At 67.0% G+C, this 21,581-nt stretch carries 11 protein-coding genes; 7 read left to right on the top strand and 4 right to left on the bottom strand.

What is annotated here, in order from left to right:
* Positions 1–36: 36 nt before the first annotated feature.
* The 3 genes from KF791_18765 to KF791_18755 all read left to right on the top strand — a co-directional run bounded on the left by KF791_18765 (position 37) and on the right by KF791_18755 (position 3,429).
* Positions 37–846: a hypothetical protein gene (locus KF791_18765; protein MBX3734624.1), complete on the top strand. Its 810-nt coding sequence runs from the start codon at positions 37–39 to the stop codon at positions 844–846.
* Positions 847–891: 45 nt separating this feature from the next.
* A complete protein-coding gene (locus KF791_18760) occupies positions 892–1,998 on the top strand; it encodes a mandelate racemase/muconate lactonizing enzyme family protein (protein MBX3734623.1) in 1,107 nt (368 codons plus the stop codon).
* Positions 1,999–2,124: 126 nt separating this feature from the next.
* On the top strand, positions 2,125–3,429 hold the full coding sequence (locus tag KF791_18755) for an aminopeptidase P N-terminal domain-containing protein (protein ID MBX3734622.1): 1,305 nt from the start codon (positions 2,125–2,127) through the stop codon (positions 3,427–3,429).
* 36 nt (positions 3,430–3,465) lie between these two features.
* Here KF791_18755 and KF791_18750 read toward each other — a convergent pair whose 3' ends face one another.
* The gene (locus tag KF791_18750; GenBank protein MBX3734621.1) at positions 3,466–3,954 is read right to left on the bottom strand and encodes a DUF1269 domain-containing protein; all 489 of its coding nucleotides are present in this window, start codon (positions 3,952–3,954) and stop codon (positions 3,466–3,468) included.
* A 254-nt stretch (positions 3,955–4,208) separates the two neighbouring features.
* On the opposite strand from KF791_18750, the gene KF791_18745 reads away from it, so the two are divergent.
* Positions 4,209–7,133, top strand: a complete 2,925-nt coding sequence (locus tag KF791_18745) for a DUF1553 domain-containing protein (GenBank protein MBX3734620.1) — start codon at positions 4,209–4,211, stop codon at positions 7,131–7,133.
* Positions 7,134–7,138: 5 nt separating this feature from the next.
* On the top strand, positions 7,139–8,527 hold the full coding sequence (locus KF791_18740) for a DUF1501 domain-containing protein (GenBank protein MBX3734619.1): 1,389 nt from the start codon (positions 7,139–7,141) through the stop codon (positions 8,525–8,527).
* Between the two features lie 32 nt (positions 8,528–8,559).
* Here the strand turns inward: KF791_18740 and hflX are convergent, their stop codons facing one another.
* The 3 genes from hflX to KF791_18725 form a co-directional block, all read right to left on the bottom strand.
* Positions 8,560–9,945: a GTPase HflX gene (gene hflX, locus KF791_18735; GenBank protein ID MBX3734618.1), complete on the bottom strand. Its 1,386-nt coding sequence runs from the start codon at positions 9,943–9,945 to the stop codon at positions 8,560–8,562.
* The gene (gene guaA / locus KF791_18730; GenBank protein ID MBX3734617.1) at positions 9,942–11,483 is read right to left on the bottom strand and encodes a glutamine-hydrolyzing GMP synthase; all 1,542 of its coding nucleotides are present in this window, start codon (positions 11,481–11,483) and stop codon (positions 9,942–9,944) included. Before guaA ends, hflX begins: the two co-directional genes overlap by 4 nt.
* Before the next feature lie 304 nt (positions 11,484–11,787).
* Positions 11,788–14,574 (bottom strand): hypothetical protein, encoded by a 2,787-nt coding sequence (locus KF791_18725; protein ID MBX3734616.1) that lies wholly within the window; start codon positions 14,572–14,574, stop codon positions 11,788–11,790.
* Positions 14,575–14,925: 351 nt separating this feature from the next.
* Here KF791_18725 and KF791_18720 point away from each other — a divergent pair, with 351 nt between their 5' ends.
* Together KF791_18720 and KF791_18715 are read left to right on the top strand one after the other, a co-directional pair.
* Complete coding sequence (locus tag KF791_18720; GenBank protein MBX3734615.1) at positions 14,926–19,536, top strand: hypothetical protein; 4,611 nt, start codon at positions 14,926–14,928, stop codon at positions 19,534–19,536.
* Positions 19,537–19,690: 154 nt separating this feature from the next.
* The gene (locus KF791_18715; protein MBX3734614.1) at positions 19,691–21,481 is read left to right on the top strand and encodes a Na+:solute symporter; all 1,791 of its coding nucleotides are present in this window, start codon (positions 19,691–19,693) and stop codon (positions 21,479–21,481) included.
* The last annotated feature ends 100 nt before the right edge of the window (positions 21,482–21,581 follow it).

The following is a 21,581-nucleotide window of genomic DNA, read 5'->3' as shown; positions in this document are numbered from 1 at the left end:
TTCCCAAGTGCGTCCGGCTGGCAGACCCTCCGCGCGATGATGCAATGCACGCGAAATCCGGCGTCGCCCGGTCGCACGCCGCCGGGGATTGCCTCAGGGCTGCTTGCCGCCGCGCTCTGCATCGGTGCGGGTTGCGGGCCCGCCCTTGCCGGCGACCCGGATGCGCCACCCCCGTCCCCGCCCGCGCATGAAACCCACCGCATTGAAGGCTGGACCCTGCGGATTGACACCCGGTTGCTGACCGACGCGCCGGAGGCGACGGCCACCGCGGTGGCCCTGCTCCGGAGCCAGTTGCAGGAGATTGTGCGGCAGGTGCCCCCGCAAGCCGTGGAGCGATTGCGCGAAGTGCCCCTGTGGTTTTCCCCCCACTACCCCGGCATCGGTCCCAAGGCCGAGTATCATCCCGACCCCGGGTGGCTCCGCGCCAACCAGCGCAATCCGGAGATGGCCCGGGCCGTTGAATTCACGAACATCGCGATTTTCGATGCGGAGACCCGTCGCATGCCGAACTTTGCCCTGCACGAACTGGCGCACGCCTACCACGACCGGTTCCTGCCCGGTGGTTTCGACAACGCCGAAATCCGCGCCGCGCACGAAGCCGCCCTGGCGCGAGGGACGTACGACCAGGTGCCGCGACGCGACGCCGGGGGTGGAGTCCGGCTCGACCGCGCCTACGCCCTCACCAACCCCATGGAGTATTTCGCCGAGACCACCGAAGCCTATTTTTCACGCAATGACTTCTTCCCGTTTGACCGTGCGGAACTCGAGGAGGCCGACCCCGGGATGGCGGCACTCCTGGGACGCCTCTGGGGAGTTCCCGACCCGCCCGACCCGGCCGCACGCTGACCCCGAACGGCACGCCAGCCCTTCACACCAGACAACGCGCCCCTCATGAAGATCTCCCGCATCGTCGCCTATCAGGTGGACCTCCCGCTCCACGAGACCACCTACAACTGGTCCGGTGGCAAATCGGTGGCCGTTTTTGACAGCACCATCGTGGGGGTCGAAACGGACGCCGGCCTGACGGGCTACGGGGAGGTCTGTCCGCTGGGCCCCGTGTACCTCCCGGCGTATGCCGGTGGCGTGCGTGCCGGACTTCGCGAACTGGCGCCACAACTGATCGGCGAGGACCCGCGGGAACTGTCCCGGATCAACCACCGGATGGACGCGGTGCTCAAGGGACATCCGTACGTAAAATCCGGCGTTGACATCGCCTGCTGGGACCTTCTGGGGCAGTTCACCGGACTGTCGGTGACCACGCTCCTGGGAGGCCGGCATGGCGACGCGGTCCGGCTTTACCGCGCCATTTCACAGGAGGACCCCGACGCCATGGCCCGGCGGGTCGCCGGCTACCGGGCGGAGGGATACACCCGCTTTCAGCTCAAGGTCGGCGGGCACCCGGACACCGATATCGAACGCATCCGGGCGGTCCGGTCCGTCCTGCACCCCTCCGATCGGCTGGTGGCCGACGCCAACACCGGCTGGACGCAGCATGAGGCGGTCCGCGTGGCCCGGGCGGTGCGCGATCTCGATGTGTACCTGGAGCAACCCTGCCTGACCTATGAGGAATGCCTGGCGGTGCGCCGCAGCACGGACCACCCGTTTGTGCTGGATGAGACCATTGACGGGCTCGACGTGCTGTTGCGGGCGCGCGGGGATCTGGCGATGGATGTGGTCAACCTCAAGATCAGCAAGCTGGGCGGGCTGACCCGCACGCGCCAACTCCGCGACCTGTGTGTGAGCCTGGGCATCGCGATGACCCTGGAGGACAGCTGGGGCGGGGATATCGCGACGGCCGCCATCGCTCATCTGGCCCACAGCACCCCGGAATCCCTTCGGTTCACCTCCACGGACTTCAACAGTTACGTCACGGTGAGCACCGCCGAACATGCCCCGCTGCGGGACCACGGCGTTCTGCGCTCCGGCACCGCCCCGGGCCTGGGGATCCGTCCCCGCTTGGAGGTCCTTGGCCGGCCCGTGGTGGAGGTTCCGGAGTAGCCCGGGTGCGTCGCGCCGGACCCGCCGCGGCGTCGGGGGGTGGATCCCGAATGGAACGGACGCGTTGCCACGGCTGTGGATTGCCGGGTTGCACAATCCGGCAGGCTCCCGAAAGGATGTCCCCGCATGCGCCACGCCCCGATTGATTCCGGATTGTTCGTCGCCAACCGGCGACGGCTTGCCGACCTGCTGCCGCAACGCTCGCTCGCGCTGGTCAACGCCAACGACATCCTGCCGACCAATGCCGATGGCACCCTGCGCGCCGTGCCCAATTCGGATCTCTTCTACCTCACCGGGGTGTCGCAGGAGGAGACCGTGCTGGCCCTGTTTCCCGATCACGAGGACGAACGCCTTCGGGAGGTGCTCTTCCTCCGGGAGACCAATGAGCACATCGCCACCTGGGAGGGGCATCGGCTTTCCGCGGAGGAAGCCCGGGAGCGCACCGGAATCCAGCGCATCGAGTGGTTGTCGCAATTGCCGTCCCTGCTGCACCGGCTGATGTGCGATGCGGATCAGGTGTGGCTCAACGCCAACGAACATCCGCGCGCCGAACTGGTCGTCGAAACCCGCGAGGCCCGGTTTGTGCGGCGGTTGCGCGAACGGTATCCGCTCCACCAGTACCGCCGCCTCGCCCGGCTCCTGCACGCCCTGCGGGCGGTCAAATCCCCGGCGGAGGTGGCCCTGCTGCAGCGGGCCTGCGACCTGACCCGACGCGGTTTCGAACGGGTCTGCCGCCGGGTGCGGCCCGGGATGAACGAAATGGAGGTGGAGGCGGAGTTTGCCCACGAATTCATCCGCGCCGGCGGCGGCTTCGCCTACCCGCCGATCATCGCCTCCGGCGCGAGTGCCTGCATCCTCCACTACCTCGACAACCACCGCCCATGCGCCGACGGCGACCTGCTGCTGCTCGACGTCGGGGCGTCGTATGCCAACTACAACGCCGACATGACGCGGACCATTCCGGTCAACGGCCGCTTCACCCGCCGGCAGAAGCAGGTGTACAACGCCGTGCTGCGCGTGCTGCGTTCCCAGAGCGAGGGCCTCGTTCCCGGTCGGCGTCTTCGGGACTGGCAGGAGGCCTCGGAGGAGGCGATCGCCCGCGAATGCGTGGACCTCGGGCTGCTGAAGCCCCGCGACCTGAAGGTCCGGTCCGAGGACCCGGCGAAGCGGCCCGCAAAAAAGTATTATATGCACGGATGCGGGCATCCACTGGGCCTCGATGTGCACGACGTCAGCATTCCGGGACAGCCCATCCAGGAAGGCTGGGTGATGACCGTGGAACCGGCGATCTACATCCGCGAGGAGGGCCTTGCGGTCCGGCTGGAGAATGACGTGCTCGTCCGCAAAGGCGGCAACGTGGACCTGATGGCCGGGATCCCGATCGAGACGGGCGACGTCGAGGCCCTGATGCGGCGGCGGAAGCCGCGGTAGCGTGGGCCCAACGCGACGCAACGCGCGCCCGGCCGCCTAGTTCCCCGGATTGAGCGCCGCCTGCAACCGGGCCTCGTCCTCGTGGCTCAGCGAGGATTGAAGGATCGTGCCGCCGAACGGCTGGATTTCGGGAAGCACCTTGTCCGCAGTCACCGACCGCACGAGCACGAACAACGCGGAGGTGCCGGGATCGAGCTTCGCGGCGAGCTCCTTCATCATCTTGTCGTCTACGCCCACATCGGTGAGGGCCCCGGAGATCGCCCCGAAGGAAGCACCGACGGCCGCGCCGAAGATGGGATTGAGAAAGATGAGGCCGATCAGCGTGCCCCAGAACCCCCCGGAAACCGCTCCGGCGGCGGTGAGATTGACGGCTTGATGCAGCTGGATCTTCCCCCGGGCGTCCTTGGTGACGACAACGGCATCCTCGAGGTCAATGAGATGCTCCTTCTGCAACTTGAGGAGGGCGATGCGGACCTCCTGGGCCTTGTGAAGATTGGGATAGGCGACGGCGATGAGCTGGGACATGGGGCGGAGCGATGGAGTTTTCACTGCCGGCAGTGGAGCGTCTTCCTCCCACACCCGGCGACCGCGGATCATCCCCCGGCCCGATCGGGACGCAAGCGCGGTTCGAATTGCCCCGCTTGCGGACACAAGGGATGATTCCCCGGCATTCGGGCAGAAGGCGTCGGCAGCAACACGATCGAGCGGCCCGCCAAATCGGCGGGCCACTTGCGCCGAATCCGGAGGCATTGCGGAACGTCGGCACCTGAAGGCGTCGGATGATCCACTTCCAAAAATGGCTGGGCATGCTGTCCGGCGCGGCGATGGTCGGTGCGGTCGCGATCGCCGACGCCGGCGCGCCGGGTCACTGGGCCTTTCAGCCCATGGGAAATCCGGTGCCCCCGGCATCCGGAGCGGCCGCCTGTGAAGACGCATCGGCGGTGGATGCATTTCTGCGGACGCCGACGTCCGCATCCCCGCCCCCGGCCCGGGCCATGGCCGACCGTCGCCTGCTGATCCGAAGGCTCAGCTTCGGACTGCTCGGACTGCCCCCGACCCCGGAGGCGGTGGAGGCCTTCGTCACGGACCCGGATCCCGCCGCATTCGCGCGCCTGGTGGAGCGCTATCTGGCGTCGCCGCAGTACGGCGAGCGCTGGGGCCGCTGGTGGCTCGACATCGCCCGGTATGCCGACACGAACGGCCAGGACGAAAACAAGGTGATGGCCAACGCGTGGCGGTACCGGGACTGGGTGATTCGCTCCTTCAATGCGAACCAGCCGCTGGACCGGTTCATCACCGAGCAGCTCGCCGGGGACCTGCTGCCCACCGAGGACGCCGTCGAGTCCGAGGTCTTTGACCGCTGGATTGCCACCGGCTTCCTGGTCCTCGGGCCGAAGATGCTGGCGGAGCAGGACAAGCCGAAGCTCGTGCTGGATGTCGTGGACGAGCAGGTGGATGTGGTGGGCCGCGCCTTCCTCGGGCTCACCGTGAGCTGCGCCCGGTGCCACGATCACAAGTACGATCCGATTCCGGCCCGCGATTATCACGCGCTGGCAGGGATTTTCCGGAGCACCCGGACGCTGGAGAACCTGGAGTTCGTTTCCAAGTTCAACGAGCGGGTGGTCGCCACCCAAGAGGAGCGTGAAGCGGCGGAGGTCCATGCCCGGGCGCTGGCCGCAGCGGGCGCATCATGGACCAATGCCCTCCGGCGCGCGGGCGCCACGCTGCAGGGGTGCTGGCGTGAGGAACTGGCGCTGGCGCTCGCGGACCCCCGGCCGGTGGTCCGGCCGGCGCCCTCGCCACTGTTGGAACGGCTTGCGACCCTTCAGGCGGCGGACGCTTCCGGTCACCCGGCGGTCCGGCACCTGCAGTCGCTGGCTGCCGATCCCGGCGGCCCCGCGGCAGCGCTGGAGGCGCTGGAGGCGGATGCAACCCTGGACGGCGGCCTGCGGCTGGCGCCGGGGCGTGTTGGCCGCGGATTTCACGCGTCCGGTCGCAATGGATTCGAGGTTCCCCATGAGGCGCGGCTGGATCCCGAGCACCTCACGCTGGAGACGTGGGTGCGGGCCCCGGACTTTCCGGACGGGGGCGACACCCGCCGCTGGTTGGTCAACAAGAATGGAAACGAGTGGGAGGAGGGACACTACGCCCTGGTGCTCGACCGCAACCGGCCGGGAGCCTACCTGAACATTGGCGGCGGGCGCGACCGCGTGGCCGCCGTCTGGAGTGAGGGACCCGTCCTCGAGCCCGACCGCTGGCACCACGTGGCATTCACCTATGACGGCGCCGTGCTCCGGCTGTTCGTGGACGGCGCTTCCGCGGGAGAAACCCGGGTGGATCTTCAGAGGACTGCGGGAAACAAGCCGCTGGCGTTTGGCAGGCGCCAGGACGGCTACATCGCGTTTCGCGGGGTGCTGGATGGCATCCGCCTGTACGACCGGGCGTTGGCGCCGGACGCCATGGCTGCCGCCGCGGCGGACCCCGGGGCGTCACCCGCACCCGGACGGGTGGCGACCTGGGATTTCGACGACATGTCCGATGCCGAACTGCGGGTTGCCGATCGTGGGGCGCTGCGGGACGCCGTGTTTGGTCCGGACGGCCTGCTCGCGCCGCCGGCAGATCCCCGGCCATGGCTGTCCGCGCCCGACCGGGAGGTGTTGGACCGGATCGCCGCGGAGCGCGACCGCCTGAAGGCTTCGGCACCGCCGCCTCCGGCGCGCGCCCTGGCGGTGTCGGAGGACACGCCCACGGATCTCCCGATCTTCGCCCGTGGCAATCACCTGACCCCCGGAGCGGAGCCGGTCTCCCGTGGGTTCCTGCAGGTGGTCCACCGCCCGGGTGCGGCAGCCCCGCCTCCGGACCGGAGCGGGCGCCTGGAACTCGCGCGCTGGTTGACCGACCCGGAGCATCCCCTGACCGCGCGCGTCCTGGCGAACCGGGTATGGCAGGCCCATTTCGGCGAGGGCCTCGTGCCGAGCTCTGACAACTTTGGCCGCCGCGGCGACGTCCCGGAGCATCCCGGGCTGCTGGACTGGCTGGCACGCGAATGGATCCGGTCAGGATGGGATTTGAAGCACCTCCACCGATTGATCGTGAACAGCGCCACCTGGCGTCAGGCCCCGGCGCGGGGGACACCCGCCGGCGCGGCGGGTCCGGCATCCGGATTTCCGCGGCAGCGGCTTGAAGCGGAGATGGTGCGGGACGCCCTGCTCGCGGTGTCCGGGCGCCTCGACCTGACGATGGGGGGCACTCTGGTTTCGTGGGTCAACGACGCGTACGTGCCCGCCGACACCGTGTCGGAGACGGCCCTGCGGCGGACGGTGTACCTGCCGGTCGTCCGCGACCGGGTGTACGACGTGCTCACCCTGTTTGACTTCGCGAATCCGAGTGTCGGCACGGCCCGCCGGACGGCAACCGTGGTCGCCAGCCAGGCGCTGTTTTTCATGAACAGCCCGCTGGTCCGTGATTGCGCCCGGGGACTGGCGGATCAGCTGGTCGCCAGCGGGGCGGCGGACGAGGCCAGCGTGCGCGAGGCGTACCTGCGGCTCTACGCGCGGCCCCCCTCGCCGGGTGAGGTGGCCCGGGCACTGCACTTCCTCAAGGAGGCCGCCCAGTGGACGGGCCCGGGGCCGGACCCTTCGGCAGCTTGGGCGGCGCTGTGCCAGTCGCTGATGGCGGCCAATGAATTCCTGCACTTCGATTGACCCCGATGCACGACCAGCCACCGCCCCTCACCCGGAGACAGATGTTGCGCCAGTGCGGCGGCGGCTTCGGTCATCTCGCCTTGCTTGCACTCCTCGGGGCCACCCGGTCAAAGGCCGCCCTGCCCTCGCCGCCGCCCCTGTTCCGGCCGAGGGCCAAACGCATCATCTTCCTGTTCATGCACGGGGGGCCGTCGCATGTGGACACCTTTGATTGGAAGCCGGGTTTGGTGCGGGACTCCGGCAAACCGCTCCCGTTTGCAAAGCCGCGAATTCAATTCGCACAGACCTCCAATCTGCGGCGTTCCCCCTGGGAGTTCCGGGCCTATGGCGACTGCGGAGCCATGGTCAGCGACCTGTTCCCGGAGGTGGGAGCCTGCGCAGACGACCTGTGTTTTCTCAAATCGGTGCACGGGACCAACGAGGCCCACGGTGGCGCCCTCCTGAAGCTGCACACCGGGTCCGACACCTTCGTGCGCCCGAGCATGGGCTCCTGGATTTCATACGGACTCGGCACCGAGAACGCCAACCTGCCCGCCTTCATCACCATCAATCCGACCCTCGGCCACGGAGGCGTCGGCAACTGGTCCAGCGCCTTCCTGCCAGCCATCCACCAGGGCACGCGGCTCGGAGGAGGCGTCCCGGTGGAGCGGGCGACGGTGTCGTACCTCCACGACCCTGCGAACAACCCGGCGCTGCAACGGGCCCAGCTCGACTTCCTCGGGGACGTGAACCGCGAGCACCTCGAACGGTCGGGTCCGGACCCTGTGCTGGAGGCACGCATCGAGTCGTTTGAGCTCGCCTTCCGGATGCAGACCGAGGCGCCGGCCATCCTGAGCCTTGATGGCGAGTCCGCCGCCACGCGGCGGTTGTATGGACTGGACGAACCGCGGACCGCCTCGTTTGCCCGCCAATGCCTGCTGGCGCGCCGGCTCAGCGAGCGCGGAGTGCGGTTCGTCCAGGCGACTCATGGCTACTGGGACCAGCACGAGGACCTCACCAGGGATCATGGTCGCCTCGCGGCGGAGGTGGATCGGCCGATCGCCGGCCTGTTGCGCGACCTGAGATCCCGGGGCCTGCTCGAGGAAACCCTGGTGCTGTGGGGCGGGGAGTTCGGGCGAACCCCCACGCTCCAGGGCCGCGACGGACGGGATCATCATCCGCATGCCTTCACCATGTGGATGGCGGGTGGCGGGGTCCGTGCCGGATTCAGCTACGGCATCACCGACGAATACGGTTTCTACTGCCTCGACGAGAAGGTGCACATCCACGATCTGCATGCGACGCTCCTGGCCCTTCTGGGACTCGACCACGAACAGCTCACCTACCGCCACGCCGGACGTGACTTCCGGTTGACGGACGTCCACGGCGACGTGGTTCGCGCCGTCATGGCGTAGGAGCTTCGAGCGGGCGCCGGCCGGGTGGCGAATCAACGGCGGCGTGCCGCTTCGCCGGAGGGATTCCGGGACCCTTTCTTCGACGGCGGGGCCGTTCGCCGTTGCTTGCGCCCCACCGGCCGCGCGGCTTTTTCCGGGACCTGGTAGTGCGCAAATTCATGGGCCACGTAGGGCGGAATCTGGGCGCGGAACCAGGCCCGGTCGCCGTCGTAGCGCCGCTCCAGGACCTGTCCGACCGCGTGCAGCCGGGCGATCAGGGCGGCGGCATCGTGAGGAATCGAGAGACGCATGGTGGCGCGAACCGGACGCAGCATGACACCGAGCTGGGCCTGCAGGTCCGGAATGCCGGCGCCGGAGCGGGCCGACACCGCGACGGCATGATGGAACTGCGGCATCAACCGGGACGCCCCTTCGGCGGCGGCAGGGTGATCCACCTTGTTGAACACCATCAACGTGGGCTTGTTGGCGGCGCCGATCTCCTCCAGCACGGCGTTCACCGCGCGAATCTGTTCCCCGGCGTGGGGGTGTCCGGCGTCCACCACATGCAGCAGCAGCTCGGCCTCGACGACTTCCTCAAGCGTCGCCTTGAAGGACTCGACGAGTCCGTGGGGGAGTTTGCGGATGAATCCGACGGTGTCGGAAAGGAGCACGTTCTGGTTCGTGGGCAGGCGCAACCGCCGCGTGGTGGGATCCAGCGTGGCGAAGAGTTTGTCCTCGGCGGTCACGGTGGCGCCGGTAAGGCGGTTGAGCAGGGTGGACTTGCCGGCGTTGGTGTAGCCGACGATGGAGGCCAGCGGCCATTGATGCCTCTGGCGTCCGGCCCGCTGGGTGGCGCGTTGCCGACGCACCTCCACGAGCTCTCCGGACAGCTTTTCCATCCGCTCCTTGGTCTTGCGCCGGTCGGACTCCAACTGCGACTCGCCCTCACCGCCGATGGACCCCGTGCTGCCGCGCTGGCGGGAAAGGTGGGTCCAGAACCGGGTCAGCCGCGGCAGAATGTACTGCAGTTGGGCCAGCTCCACCTGCAACTTGCCCTCACGGGTGCGGGCCCGCTGCGCGAAGATGTCCAGAATGAGGCCGGTCCGGTCGAGCACCTTGGTGCCGAAGATCTCCTCGAGATTGCGGGCCTGCGCCGGGGTGAGCTCGTCGTCGAAGAGCACGGTGTCCGCCGCCAGCGCGCGGCACTGCTCCGAGAACTCGGTGGCCTTCCCCGCGCCGATGTAGGTGGCCGGATGGGGGGCATCGAGACGCTGGGTGCCCTCGCCGATGACCTGGGCCCCCGCGGTACGCGCCAGCTCGGCGAGCTCATCCAGCGAGTCCCTGACATCCCACGACGAGCGGCTTTTCAGCTCCACGCCGATGAGGAACGCCCGGTCGGTCCGTCGCCCGGCAGTGTCGAGCAGTGCCTTCACGGTCATTCCCATTCGATCGTGCCGGGCGGCTTGCTGGTGAGGTCCAGCACCACCCGGTTGACCCCGCGCACCTCGTTGGTGATGCGCAGGGAGACCCGCTCCAGCAGATCATAGGGCAGCCGCACCCAGTCGGCCGTCATGCCGTCCTGGGATTCCACGGCCCGGATGACGACCGTGTAGTCGTAGGTTCGCTCGTCCCCCTGCACCCCGACGCTGCGCACGGGGAGCAGCACCGCAAACGTCTGCCACGTGCGGTAGTACAGGCCGGCGGTCTTCATTTCCTCGACCACAATGGCGTCTGCCGCGCGCAGAATTCGCAGCTTGGGGGCGGTCAGGTTGCCGAGGCAGCGCACCGCCAGCCCGGGGCCCGGAAAGGGCTGGCGCTGCACGATTTCCTTTGGCAATCCCAGCTCGAGGCCGAGCTGCCGGACCTCGTCCTTGAACAGGCACCGCAACGGCTCCACAAGGGCAAAGCGCATCCGCCGGGGCAGGCCGCCGACATTGTGGTGTGATTTGATCATCGCCGACGGGTTGCCCGCAATGGGCACCGACTCGATCACGTCGGGATAGAGCGTCCCCTGCGCGAGGAATCGCGCCTTGCCGGCCCGCCGGGTGGCCGCCTCAAAAACCTCGATAAAGGTGCGCCCGATGATCTTGCGCTTCCGCTCCGGGTCGGTGACCCCCCGGAGCTTGCGCAGAAACAGGGCCGAGGCGTCCTCGTACTGCAGCCGGATCTTGAAATTGCGTCCAAACACCTCCCGCACCACCCCGGCCTCCCGTGCGCGCAACAGCCCGTTGTTCACGAAGATGCAGGTCAGTTGCCTGCCGATCGCCCGGTGCAGCAGTGCGGCGGCCACGCTGGAATCCACACCGCCCGAGAGACCCAGCAGCACCCGCTCACCGCCGACCTGCGCGCGGATCTCCTCCACGGCCTGATCCAGGTAGTGGCGCATCGTCCAGTGGCGTCCGCAGCCACAGATCTTGTGCACGAAGTTGGACAGCACCTCCCGGCCGCGGGGGGTATGGGCGACTTCGGGGTGGAACTGGATGCCGAAGATCCGCCGCTTCGGATGCTCAATCGCGGCGTAATCGGAGTTGTCGGTGGTGCCGACGACCACAAAGTCGCGCGGCAGCCGGGTGAGCTTGTCCCCATGGCTGTTCCAGACCTGGAGGGTTCGGGGCAGCCCGGCAAACAGCGCGCAGTCGGTGTCCGTGACGGTCAGCGTGCCCTTGCCATACTCGCGCTTCTGCCCCTTCTCCACATGACCGCCAAGGAACTGTGCGAGCAACTGCACGCCGTAGCAGATGCCCAGCACGGGTACGCCCAGGCCGAAGAGATTGCGGTCGGGGAGCGGGGCGTCGGCGGCATACACCGAAGCCGGGCCCCCGGAGAGAATCAACCCCTTCGGGGCCAGCTTCGCGATCGCGGCGGCGGGGGTGTCGTGGCGCAGGATGGTGGAGTACACGTTGCACTCACGGACGCGCCGGGCGATCACCTGGGTGTACTGCGAGCCGAAATCCAGGATGACAATCTGCTCATTCATCGGAAGCCCTGCCAAAGCGCCTGTTGGTGCCGTCCAAAGTCCCGGTTGGCGAGAGTTTTCTGGGCGGGCCGGCGATTCGGACGGCACCGTGGCCACCGGCCACCCGTCGCCGCTCCCTTCGAGCAGGCGCGTTCCCAGCCGGAACCGTGTTGTCCTGGAGACGGTTCAAACCTTCAGATCCCTTCGCTCGAATCGCCCAACGATCCCCGCACCCCAAGCCCGAAGCCCGCATCCCAATGGCACAAAAAGGCCCCGGAGCCGTTCGGGCGCCTCGCGGGGGCGCGATCGCCCGCGCATTCCGGGTTCAGTCCAGGGTTCGAAGGCGAAAGAACACGACACCTTCGTCATCTGTCGCAGGGCGGATCACGACCAGAGAATCCCCGGCGGAGATCGGGTCATCCAGCGGAAGCCACCGGTCGGGCCTGCCGATGGACCGTTCGAGCTGGTATCTCCGGCCCGGAGTGCCGCGAAACGCGATCTCCAGGGGCTCTCCGGAATCCTCGGCGATCGCCAGGTCGCCGTCGCACGCCCCCGTCTGGTTCTCGAGATAGTCCGTCCACCCTTTCGGCAGAACGCGCGGAATGACACCGCTCCACCGGCCGACGCCCCGAAGCATGTCCGGCAGGTACACGCGGCCGTTCATCGGCAGTCCCGTCTGCATCAGGGCCGCGGTGGGGTAGTCCCTCGACGCGGTCGCCATCATGTAGATATCGCTACTGCCAACGGGCTGGAGGTAGTCAAAGGCGGGCGGATCATAAATGTCGGTCTCACACTCGCAGATCACGGTCCGCCAGGTGACGCAGCCGTGTCGGTAGTAGTACGCGCTGGGATTGGTGAACGGGACATCCTCGAAATAAACGATCTGAAACCGGGCCGGAATCAGTTCGGAATAAAACAACTGGCTGAAGGCCGGCAGCACGCCGTTGAGAACCAGCCCCGCAGTTCCCGGCTGCCAGGCAAAGCCATTGCCGGGGGCCGGCGGTCCCTGGGTCAGGATGGCCACCTCGGAGAGCTTGCTCCAGTCCGTCACGATGTCCCGGAAGAGCTCCCCCAGCCCGACAAGATTGTCGTTCATGCTGGTCGCGATGGCAGCCGCCAGACCGGACACCTCGGCCTCCACCCGGTTGTCACCGTTGCCCGCCGGGGTGGTTCTCTTTTCCATGGCGAAAGTGAGGGAGGCGCCGGCAATCCCGAGGGCGGCCTGGCTGATGGGGTCGGGATCCAGCACCGCCCCGAGTTGTGCAATGAAACCCAGCACCGCGTCCAGGCTGAAGCCGACCATTGCGTCGTCGGGCGGGGCCACCTGACCGATCACGGCATTCACCGCGCTTTGCAGCCCCGAGTTCTGGTCGTTGGCCAGGTCCGAGATCAGGCTTGAGAGTGATCCGTGCAGGTGTTGCACAAAGCCCATGTAGAAGAGCTCCCGATCGAGCTGGTTGGTCACCGAGGCGTACACCGGCTCGGAAAAATAGGGTGCCAGGGAGGACTCGTACGCCAGCGAGGTCAGATTCTGGCGGTAGCCGGAGAAGTTGCTCTCCTCATCGAGGTAGGTGTCCCGGATGCTCTTGAGGTTGACGTTCTCGGCGATGTTGGTGCTGATCCAATGGTAGGCAAGGCAGGCCTCATCGCCCGGGTCGCAAGGGCCCGCGCCGGCATCGGGCGCCACCGGCCAGGGAACCGGGGGCCGGGTCGCAATCTCGTAGAGCCGGTAATCCACCAGGCCGGTGGTGTCGGCAGCCACAGGGTCGAACCATCCCTTGGGACCCGACTGCAGGACGGCCGTCAGGGTCGCCGCATTGGTGCCTGCCGGCGTCCAGGAACGGACCTCCACGGACCGCGGGAGGGCATTGGTGGGAATCCAGGGGGTGCCAACGAGGGCATAATAGCCGCCGGACTGCAATTGCCCGAGATCGGCGACGGCGCCAACGCCTGCCGCAAGGAGCTCCGCAACGGTGGTCAGGGCGGCTTCGTAGGCGACCTCCTCGGCCGAATTGCATCCAGCGGTGTCGCAATTCATCAGGGGCGATCCCAGCGACGTGAGCAACACGAGCACTTCGCCGGACGCGATCGCCTCCACCTGCCCGCTCAGGGCTTGGAGCAGCGCGGTCATCGCCTGAACGCTCGCGTCGGCCGTGGCGGCGGCCGTGGAAAACGACTGGTTCAGGAGGATGGCCTCCGAATTGGTGGGGGCCTGGTCCAGGAGGTCACGCAAGGCCACCACCAGTTGAAAGCCGCCCGCCGCACCGGGCAGCAGTGCCGGAGCCACCAGAACATTGGTGGCGGACGCGGCATGGATCAGCACCGTGTCCCTTCCGGCCCCCGTTGATGCCTGCACCGTGACAAACCGGGAGCTTGCCGGGAAAAAATTGCCGTTCAGGTCCCGCGTGAGCACCACGTCCATTTGCCCGGTGGCCCGCGGGTTCACAAAGCGGCTCTGTTCAAAGCTCCGGTTGGTGGAAAGCCCCGCATTCCCGATGAACGCGTAGGCCGGTGCGAACTGGTTGTTGGCCGGATTGTATAACGCGTTGGAATTGGCCCCAAAACCCGCCAGGGTGGCGGCCAGGGGATTGTCAATTGGATCCGTTCCGGCGGGATTCATCTCATACAGGATGATGAGAACGTCCGGACGTTGCACCATATCAACAAGGACGTCGTTGATAACCAGGGTGCCGTAATCGACGGTGCTGGCGCTGAAGTTGGTCACCACCGCGAGGGAGCTGCGTTCCAGGACCAGCAGGTGAAATCCGGCGGCATCCCCGGGGATGCTGAACAGCGGATCCGCCACGTACTGATTGGTCCCCACACGGACGCTGAAATTCGTGGCCCGTGTCCCGTCACCGGTGACGACGCGGGTCCGCACCGGGACGACCCGGGGCGAGAGATACGACGCGCCCGCCGGGGCCGGCAGTCCCGGACCGGAGCTGCCCAGCAGCGACGCCAGGGGCGTCCGGCCCGCCAGGGACACGCCCTCCGCCGCAAGGACGCCGCCCGCGGGAGCCGTGGCCAGCAGCAGGAAGGTCGCGAGTCGCCAGAGCGCCGCGAAACGATGAGGGCTCCTTGCGGGGCCGGAGGCGGAACGGGGGCGGAGCATGCCGGCAAAGAGAAGTGGACGGATCGCGACGCTGTCAATTGGGAACAAGGGTGGGGTCGTTCGGGAAAGCCAATTCTCCTTTTCTCCCGCTCGTTTTATTCGCAGGATCCCGAATGTGACTCCCGGCCGATCCATTCGCATCCTTGCGCCATGGGACCTGCCCGTCGGTTTCGATCAACCCTTCCGTAGTCCGACTCCCCCGAAGTCCCATATGGAGTTCGGAACCTGTGCTCAGGAGGAGGGCCAGCGGCACGAAGGGGGCGCGCTGCGGTTCGCCCGACGCCGCGACGAGCGGTCATGGTTCCCGATCATCAACCGGGGGTTCGTCGTGACCCCGCAGGATCGTCCACCATGAAATCGCTCCCCAGTCTCGTCTGCGCCGTATCTCTGGCAGGAATGACCTTGCAGGCCGCTGGACCTCCGCAATGGCACGCTGCCGGTCCGGGCGCGGCATCCGTGCCGGAGTTGCTGGTGTTTTCCGGCGACGAAGCCCCCGGGGTGAACCCACCCCGCCGGCATGTTTTGCTGAGTTGGCCCCTCTGCAGTTCTCGGGGGAAGCTGGTCTTCAATTCAGGCATTCCCGCCGCCGGCGGCGGAATGGCCTTGTTTGCCTTCGATGGCGAGGCACGCAGGATCGTGGAAGACCGCCAGACCTATTGGGCCCGGCCTGAGGGTGGGCCGGCGTCTCTTCCCACGGCCATCCACTTCGAAGCCGATGCGGTGGACCGGATCAATGCGGTGCCGGTCGGAGTCATCAACGATTCCGGAGCGGTGCTGTTCCGCTATCCACTCCGTCCGAGGGGCGGGTACGCGTCGAGCTGGCCGCAGGGGGTTCCGTCCAGTCCGGCGCTCTGGCAGACTGCCGGTTCCGAGCCGGCCATCCTTGCGGCCCGGGGAGCCCATCCGGACGATTTCGAATTCTTTCGCCCGCCGGGTCCCCCGGGAAATCCCGAAATGTTCCTGCATCACGAGGGGTTCCTCGATATCCGGTTCAACAATGGCGGCTTCTTCGTGTTCCGCGCCCGCAACGCAGTCAACGTTCCCTGGGGGGCCGATCCGATGTCGAGCGTGGCCGTCTACGGGGGGACGGACCGCAATTCACTCGAACTGCTGGCCTGGGACGACGGCCGGGAGGTGCCGGGAATCGCGGAGTTGGCGCGTGACGCCAATTCCGGCTTCTTCACCACCCATCCCAAGACGGATGGCAACGCGAGCATCAACACCCTCTTCCGCTTCGACGGCGGCGGTGCGACACGGGTCCTGGGTCCGGGCGATCCCCTGCCGGGGCTCGCCCAGTCCTTCGACCGTCTTTTCCTCTGGGACGTGGACGTCTCAGGCCCCGCTCTCATCGAGGTCAGGACCGGCGGAATCAGCCACGGGCTCTGGGAGGTTTCGGCCGACGGGACACACCAGCGGGAGGTGGTGCGCTTCAATACGGAGATTTCAACCCCGGCGGGACCCTTGACCCTCACCCGGCTGGCGGGTCTTAGTCCGGGTGCCTTCAACGTGTTCAATCCGCGTCAGCGCGGGGGGCGCACCGCATTTGTCGCCAGCTACGATGGCCTGAACGATTCGAACGGCCTGGGGCTGTTCACGGTGAACCCTGACGGAAGCGTGCGCATCGTCTTTCTGGCGAACCGCGCGGTCGAGGGCGCCGACTTCGTGTTCCAGATTCCCACGGCATCGGTGGGTCCGGCCCTGCTGGCCATGAGTCCCAACGGAACGATCGCCTTCACCATGCCCTTCAGCGGCGGGCCCGTCCGTGACACGCGAATGGGACTCTTCATCCTGGGCGGAGACGGGACGCCCCGGTTGGTCTTCCATGTGACCCAGCCGGTGGACGTGCGTGAATTCCAAAAGACGGTGGCCGAAACTGCCTTCGACCAGAGAACGGCCCTGGATGACAACGGCGCGCTCCATTTCCGCGTCCGGTTCACCGACGGGCATTCGGCGATCTACCGTGTCACGGGCGGCGGCACCACAACACCGCAGGGCGACGAGTTCCATTGGGCGGGTGGGATCGAAACGGACCACTGGCATACGATTTCGGACGGCCGGTCCCGGTGGAAGGACGCCTCCGGCAGGCCCTGGGAGGTGCCGCCGACCGCCGGAGCGCGGGTGTTCATCAGGGAGGCCGATGGCGAGGTGCTGCTGAAGGAACCCTCGGCCGATCTGTCCCATCTCGAGGCGACCCGCAGGCTGGTGGTCCGGGCGGATCTCAAATCCGACGCGGCCAGGCTTCGCAATGTTGCTCTCGAGAAGGGAACCCTTGATGTGCGGGATGTCGTTTTCGACGGCATCTCGCTCTGGAGCGGGGGAACCATCCAGGGCGGCCCCGAGGCGCCAGCCGTGAACCGCGACGCGTTCGTCATCCATGGCAGCGATCCCTCAAATCCCCCCGCGCTCAGGGGGAAGACCTTTCTCAACGAGGACACTGTCGGTCATTTTGAAACGGTATTGGACGTCGCCTGGGATGCCCGGATCCACAATCGCGGAACCTGGAATCTCCATGGCGACGGGGCCGGGTTCGACAACACCCGGCGTCCACTGGGGGAGCCCGTGTTCCTAAACACGGGGGAATTCAATCGCCGGCCGGAAACCGCTTCGACACCCACCAACCACATCCGCATTCCCTTCGACAACGAAGCTTCAGGCAGGGTGACGGCCGATGGCGCGGTCCTGTCCTTCGAGCGGGGCGGCCGGGTCCACGGAACGTACACGGTTGCGGGAGGGGGAAGGATCATCTTCGCGGCCGGAGGCCCGGGCACCCCGGAGTCGTTCGAAGTGGACCAGACGGTCCGTTTCAGCGGGGCAGGGTCCGTGGAGTTGAAAGGGGAGGCCCATGCCGGCTTCTTTCATATCAAATCGGGCGCGATCGTGACGGCCAACCTCAAGGACACCCTCGACGGATTCCATTTCGGTGGGGCCGCTCCTGTTCAAATGGACGGCACCTTTCACAACCTCGGCAGTGCCACCTGGTCCAGCCCATCCATCCTGGGACGCGGAACGTTTGTGAATTCCGGCGGACTGCGGATCCAAACCCCAATGCACTCAACTGCCAGGCTGGTCATCCAGCCCGGGGGCGTGGTCCTTCAGGCTTCGAAGCTTTCGATGGACAACGGCGTGGAGAACCACGGCGTCTGGGAAATCGTTGATGCCGACATGGATCAGGCCGCCCCGTCCTCGAATGCGCTGCTGCTCAACAAGGGGTTGATGCAACTCAACCGGGGGAGGGCGCGGGTGTCGCTGCCCATGCTTCTGGAAAAGGATGGCATCCTCGAGACCCTCGTGGGGGGGCCGACCAACGACTTCATCGCCTTTTACGGCGGCGGACGGCTGGCCGGTGGAACGCTGCGGGCGGGAGGAAGCTCGATCGCCTTCGTCAAGCCACCGGAAGCCGGCGAAGGATACGCCATCACTGGCGAGGTGGAGATAGACAACGGCGCCGGTGAGGTCCACTTCTTCCGCGAGCCGATCCAATTCGCGGGCGGGCGGTTGAAGAACGGAGGCAGGCTTCGGCTGGAATTCAACGAATTCGCGGCGACGGAAGCCGGCGGTGAGATTCTCAATCTCTCCGAGTTGACGCTGGATACGCCCTGGATCTCGGACCACGTGACCATTCGAAATCTTGGCCGGACCCGGATGATGGAGCGCAATGATTTCCTGATCCGGATCGGTGAGGGCAGCCAGCTGATCAACGAGGGTGCTGTCCTGCATTCCGGCAACCTGGAATTCTGGGGTGCCGGGCGGATTGTGAATTCAGGAGAATATGTTCTGCACGATGTCGAAATCACCGCCCCCGGCACGAGAGGCCGATTCGAGAACAGGCCGGAGGGTCTTCTGGTGGCGGAAGCATCCCACCGGCAGCGCATTACCTCCAATGTGGTCCTGAACAATGAAGGAACGGTTCTGGTCCGCGAGCGGGCGCACCTCATCGCCCTGAATTGCGAGCAGATCGTGGGCGGCATGCTGACGGGAGGGCGCTGGATCATCGAACGCGACAGCCGGTTGTCCCTCGGCGGGCCTGTTGTCCTGTTGGGTGCCGGAGCACAGGTCTCCCTGAACGGCAATGGCTGGGGGGAGTTTACACCGTCCGAACTTGCGGCCGGCAGCAATCTCAAAATCGCCGGCGTTGAGATGAATCTCCCGCGACTGCTGAACCACGGCACGCTCGAAATCGGACCTGAGGGCGGCCTTGGCGCGGAAGCCGGTTTTGAGAACGGCCTTGAAAGCATTCTTGATGAGATTGATCAGGTGATTGTTCCGGCACGGACCGATCATCCGCCCGGCTCCGGGCCGGCGCCGATGGCAGGCCTCCCTCCGCGTGGAACTCGAATCCGGCACGGTCAGCCGGCTCCCGTCAGGCCGATGATCACGACGCCGGTGCTTCGAAATGGTGGCTTAATCCGTCCCGGTGGCCCGGGGCAGGCCGGCCCGTTCAATCTTGCTGGAAATCTCATGCAGACGGCCCAGGGGCGCATTCAGATCGAGTTGGGCGGCCCCGTGCCTCTCTCCCAACACGATCAGATCCGGATCTTCGAGGGGACTGTGCATCTGGCCGGGGTCCTGGAAGTTCAATTGCTCCACGGCTTCAAGCCCGGGCCCGGGCAGCAGTTCGAGTTCTTGATTGTGTCGGGTTCCGGGCAGGGCGTGTCGGGCGCCTTTGACTCGATCGCGGCTCCGGAAGGGTTTCGATGGAGCGTGGCCTACCTTGAAGATCGGGCGGTGTTGACGGTGGAGTCTCCGGTCGAACGGAGGGTCGCCCTCCGTCAGGACGGAGGGGAACTCGAAATTCATTGGGACGCCGGCGTGCTCGAGACGTCCACCGCGGTCACGGGTCCGTGGATCCCGGCACCCGATGCCACGTCCCCATACCGGCTGGTTCCGGGGGAGGATCAACGGTATTTCCGCACCCGGGAACCGGTGCCCGGGCCCGGGTCGGTTCTGACGGGCCGGGAGTGAGGATTTGCTTCGGTCCCGGGACGGATCGCATTCGACATCCCGAATGCTTCGTCGGCCCGGCGCACGCTCAAATTCGTGGCCCCGGGGGGCACGTTTTGGTTTCCTTCGCCGGGCATCGGGCGCCCCACGTCTCACGCCCCTCGCCTCCTGCCGCATGCATCTCTCCGCCCTTGACTGGACCTTCATGGCCGCGGCCTTCGCGGTGTACCTCGCCATCGGACTGTTCGTCGGGCGGACCGCCGGCAAGGATTACAACAGTTATTTTCTCAGCGGACGCTCCATGCCGTGGTGGTTGCTCGGCACCTCCATGGTGGCCACGACCTTCGCCACCGACACCCCAAACCTCGTCGCCGGGATCGTCCGGCAGGACGGCGTGTTCGGAAACTGGGTGTGGTGGGCCTTCCTGCTCACCGGGTCCACCACGGTCTTCCTCTATGCCAAACTCTGGCGACGGAGCGACGTGCTGACCGACATCCAGTTCTACGAACTGCGCTATTCGGGGCAGCCGGCGGCGTTTCTGCGCGGGTTCCGCGCGCTGTATCTGGGGGTGTTCTTCAACGTCATCATCATGGCCAATGTCACGCTGGCCGCGGTGAAGATCGGCGGCGTGCTGCTCGGACTCTCCCCGCTCCAGAGCATCGCGATCGCCGCCGCGGTGACGCTGACCTACAGCCTGGCCGGCGGCCTGACCGGCGTCCTGCTCACCGACCTGGTGCAGTTCGTCATCGCCATGGTGGGTTCGATCGGCGCGGCCTGGTACCTGGTGGGATTGCCGGAGGTTGGCGGTCTCCAGGCGCTGCTGGCGCGCCCCGAGCTGGCGCCCCACCTGGCGTTGATCCCGGATTTCACCCGGGTGTCCCCCGAGGTGATCGTCGGCGTGTTTCTCATGCCACTGCTGGTCCAATGGTGGTCGGCCTACTACCCGGGGGCCGAACCCGGGGGGGGCGGCTACGTGGTCCAGCGCATCCTGGCCGCTCGGAACGAACACCATGCGGTCGGGGCGACACTCCTGTTCAACGTCATGCACTACGCCCTCCGGCCCTGGCCGTGGATCCTCGTCGCCCTGGCGTCGCTGGTGATCTATCCGAGCGTGGAGTCGCTCCGGCAGGCGTTTCCGGACCTGAATCCGCAGTACGTGCAGCATGATCTCGCCTACCCGGCGATGCTCACACGGCTCCCCGCCGGGCTGATGGGCATCGTGGTCACCTCGCTGATCGCCGCCTACATGAGCACCATGTCCACGCAGGTGAACTGGGGATCGAGCATCCTGGTGAACGACGTGTACCGCCGGTTCGTGAACCCCGGGGCGTCGGAGCGACGCCTGGTCTGGATGGGCCGTCTTGCGACCGCCGGGCTCATGGTGTTCGCCTGCGGGGTGGCGCTGTTGCTGCGCGACGCCCTGAGCTCGTTCCAGCTGCTGCTGCAGATCGGCGCCGGAACCGGATTGCTCCTGCTGCTGCGCTGGTTCTGGTGGCGGGTGAACGCCGCCGCTGAGATCACGGCGATGGGGGTTTCGTTCGCCATGGCCGCGCTGTTCTTCTTCTGGGGGCGCGCGGGCACCCCGCCGCCCGCCTGGCAGCAGATGCTCTGGGGCGTCGGCGTGACCACGGTGTGCTGGGTCGCCGTCGCCTTCCTGTCCCCGGCGACCGACGAAGGCCGGCTGCGGGAGTTTTACCGGCGGATTCAACCCGGCGGACCCGGATGGGACCGCGTCCTGCTCCGCGCGGCCGGCGAGGGGGTCCAGCTTCGGGACGCCGCCTACCGCTCCGACCTGCCCCCGGCACTCCTGGCAGCCGCGGCGGCAACCCTTGCCGTGTGGTCGCTGCTGGGTGCGGTGGGCTACGTGCTCTACGCGCAGGCGGGCGCTGCCGCCGGCCTGCTGGCGCTGTCCGTCGCGGGGTTCTGGGGGGTCTGGCGCTGCTGGCGTCGCCTCTCGTTCCGGTGATCCGGACCACCGCCCGCCGGTCCCGGAGGCCTCCCTCCGTTTGGGGAGCCTGTTTGGACTCCCGAGGGCCGGCGATTGACTTGGAGACCCCCGTTCCTAG

It is taken from the genome of Verrucomicrobiia bacterium (assembly GCA_019634635.1).
Lineage (GTDB): Bacteria > Verrucomicrobiota > Verrucomicrobiia > Limisphaerales > UBA9464 > UBA9464.
The sequence above is the reverse complement of the archived record's forward strand: the minus strand, read 5'-3'. Positions and strand labels throughout refer to the sequence as shown.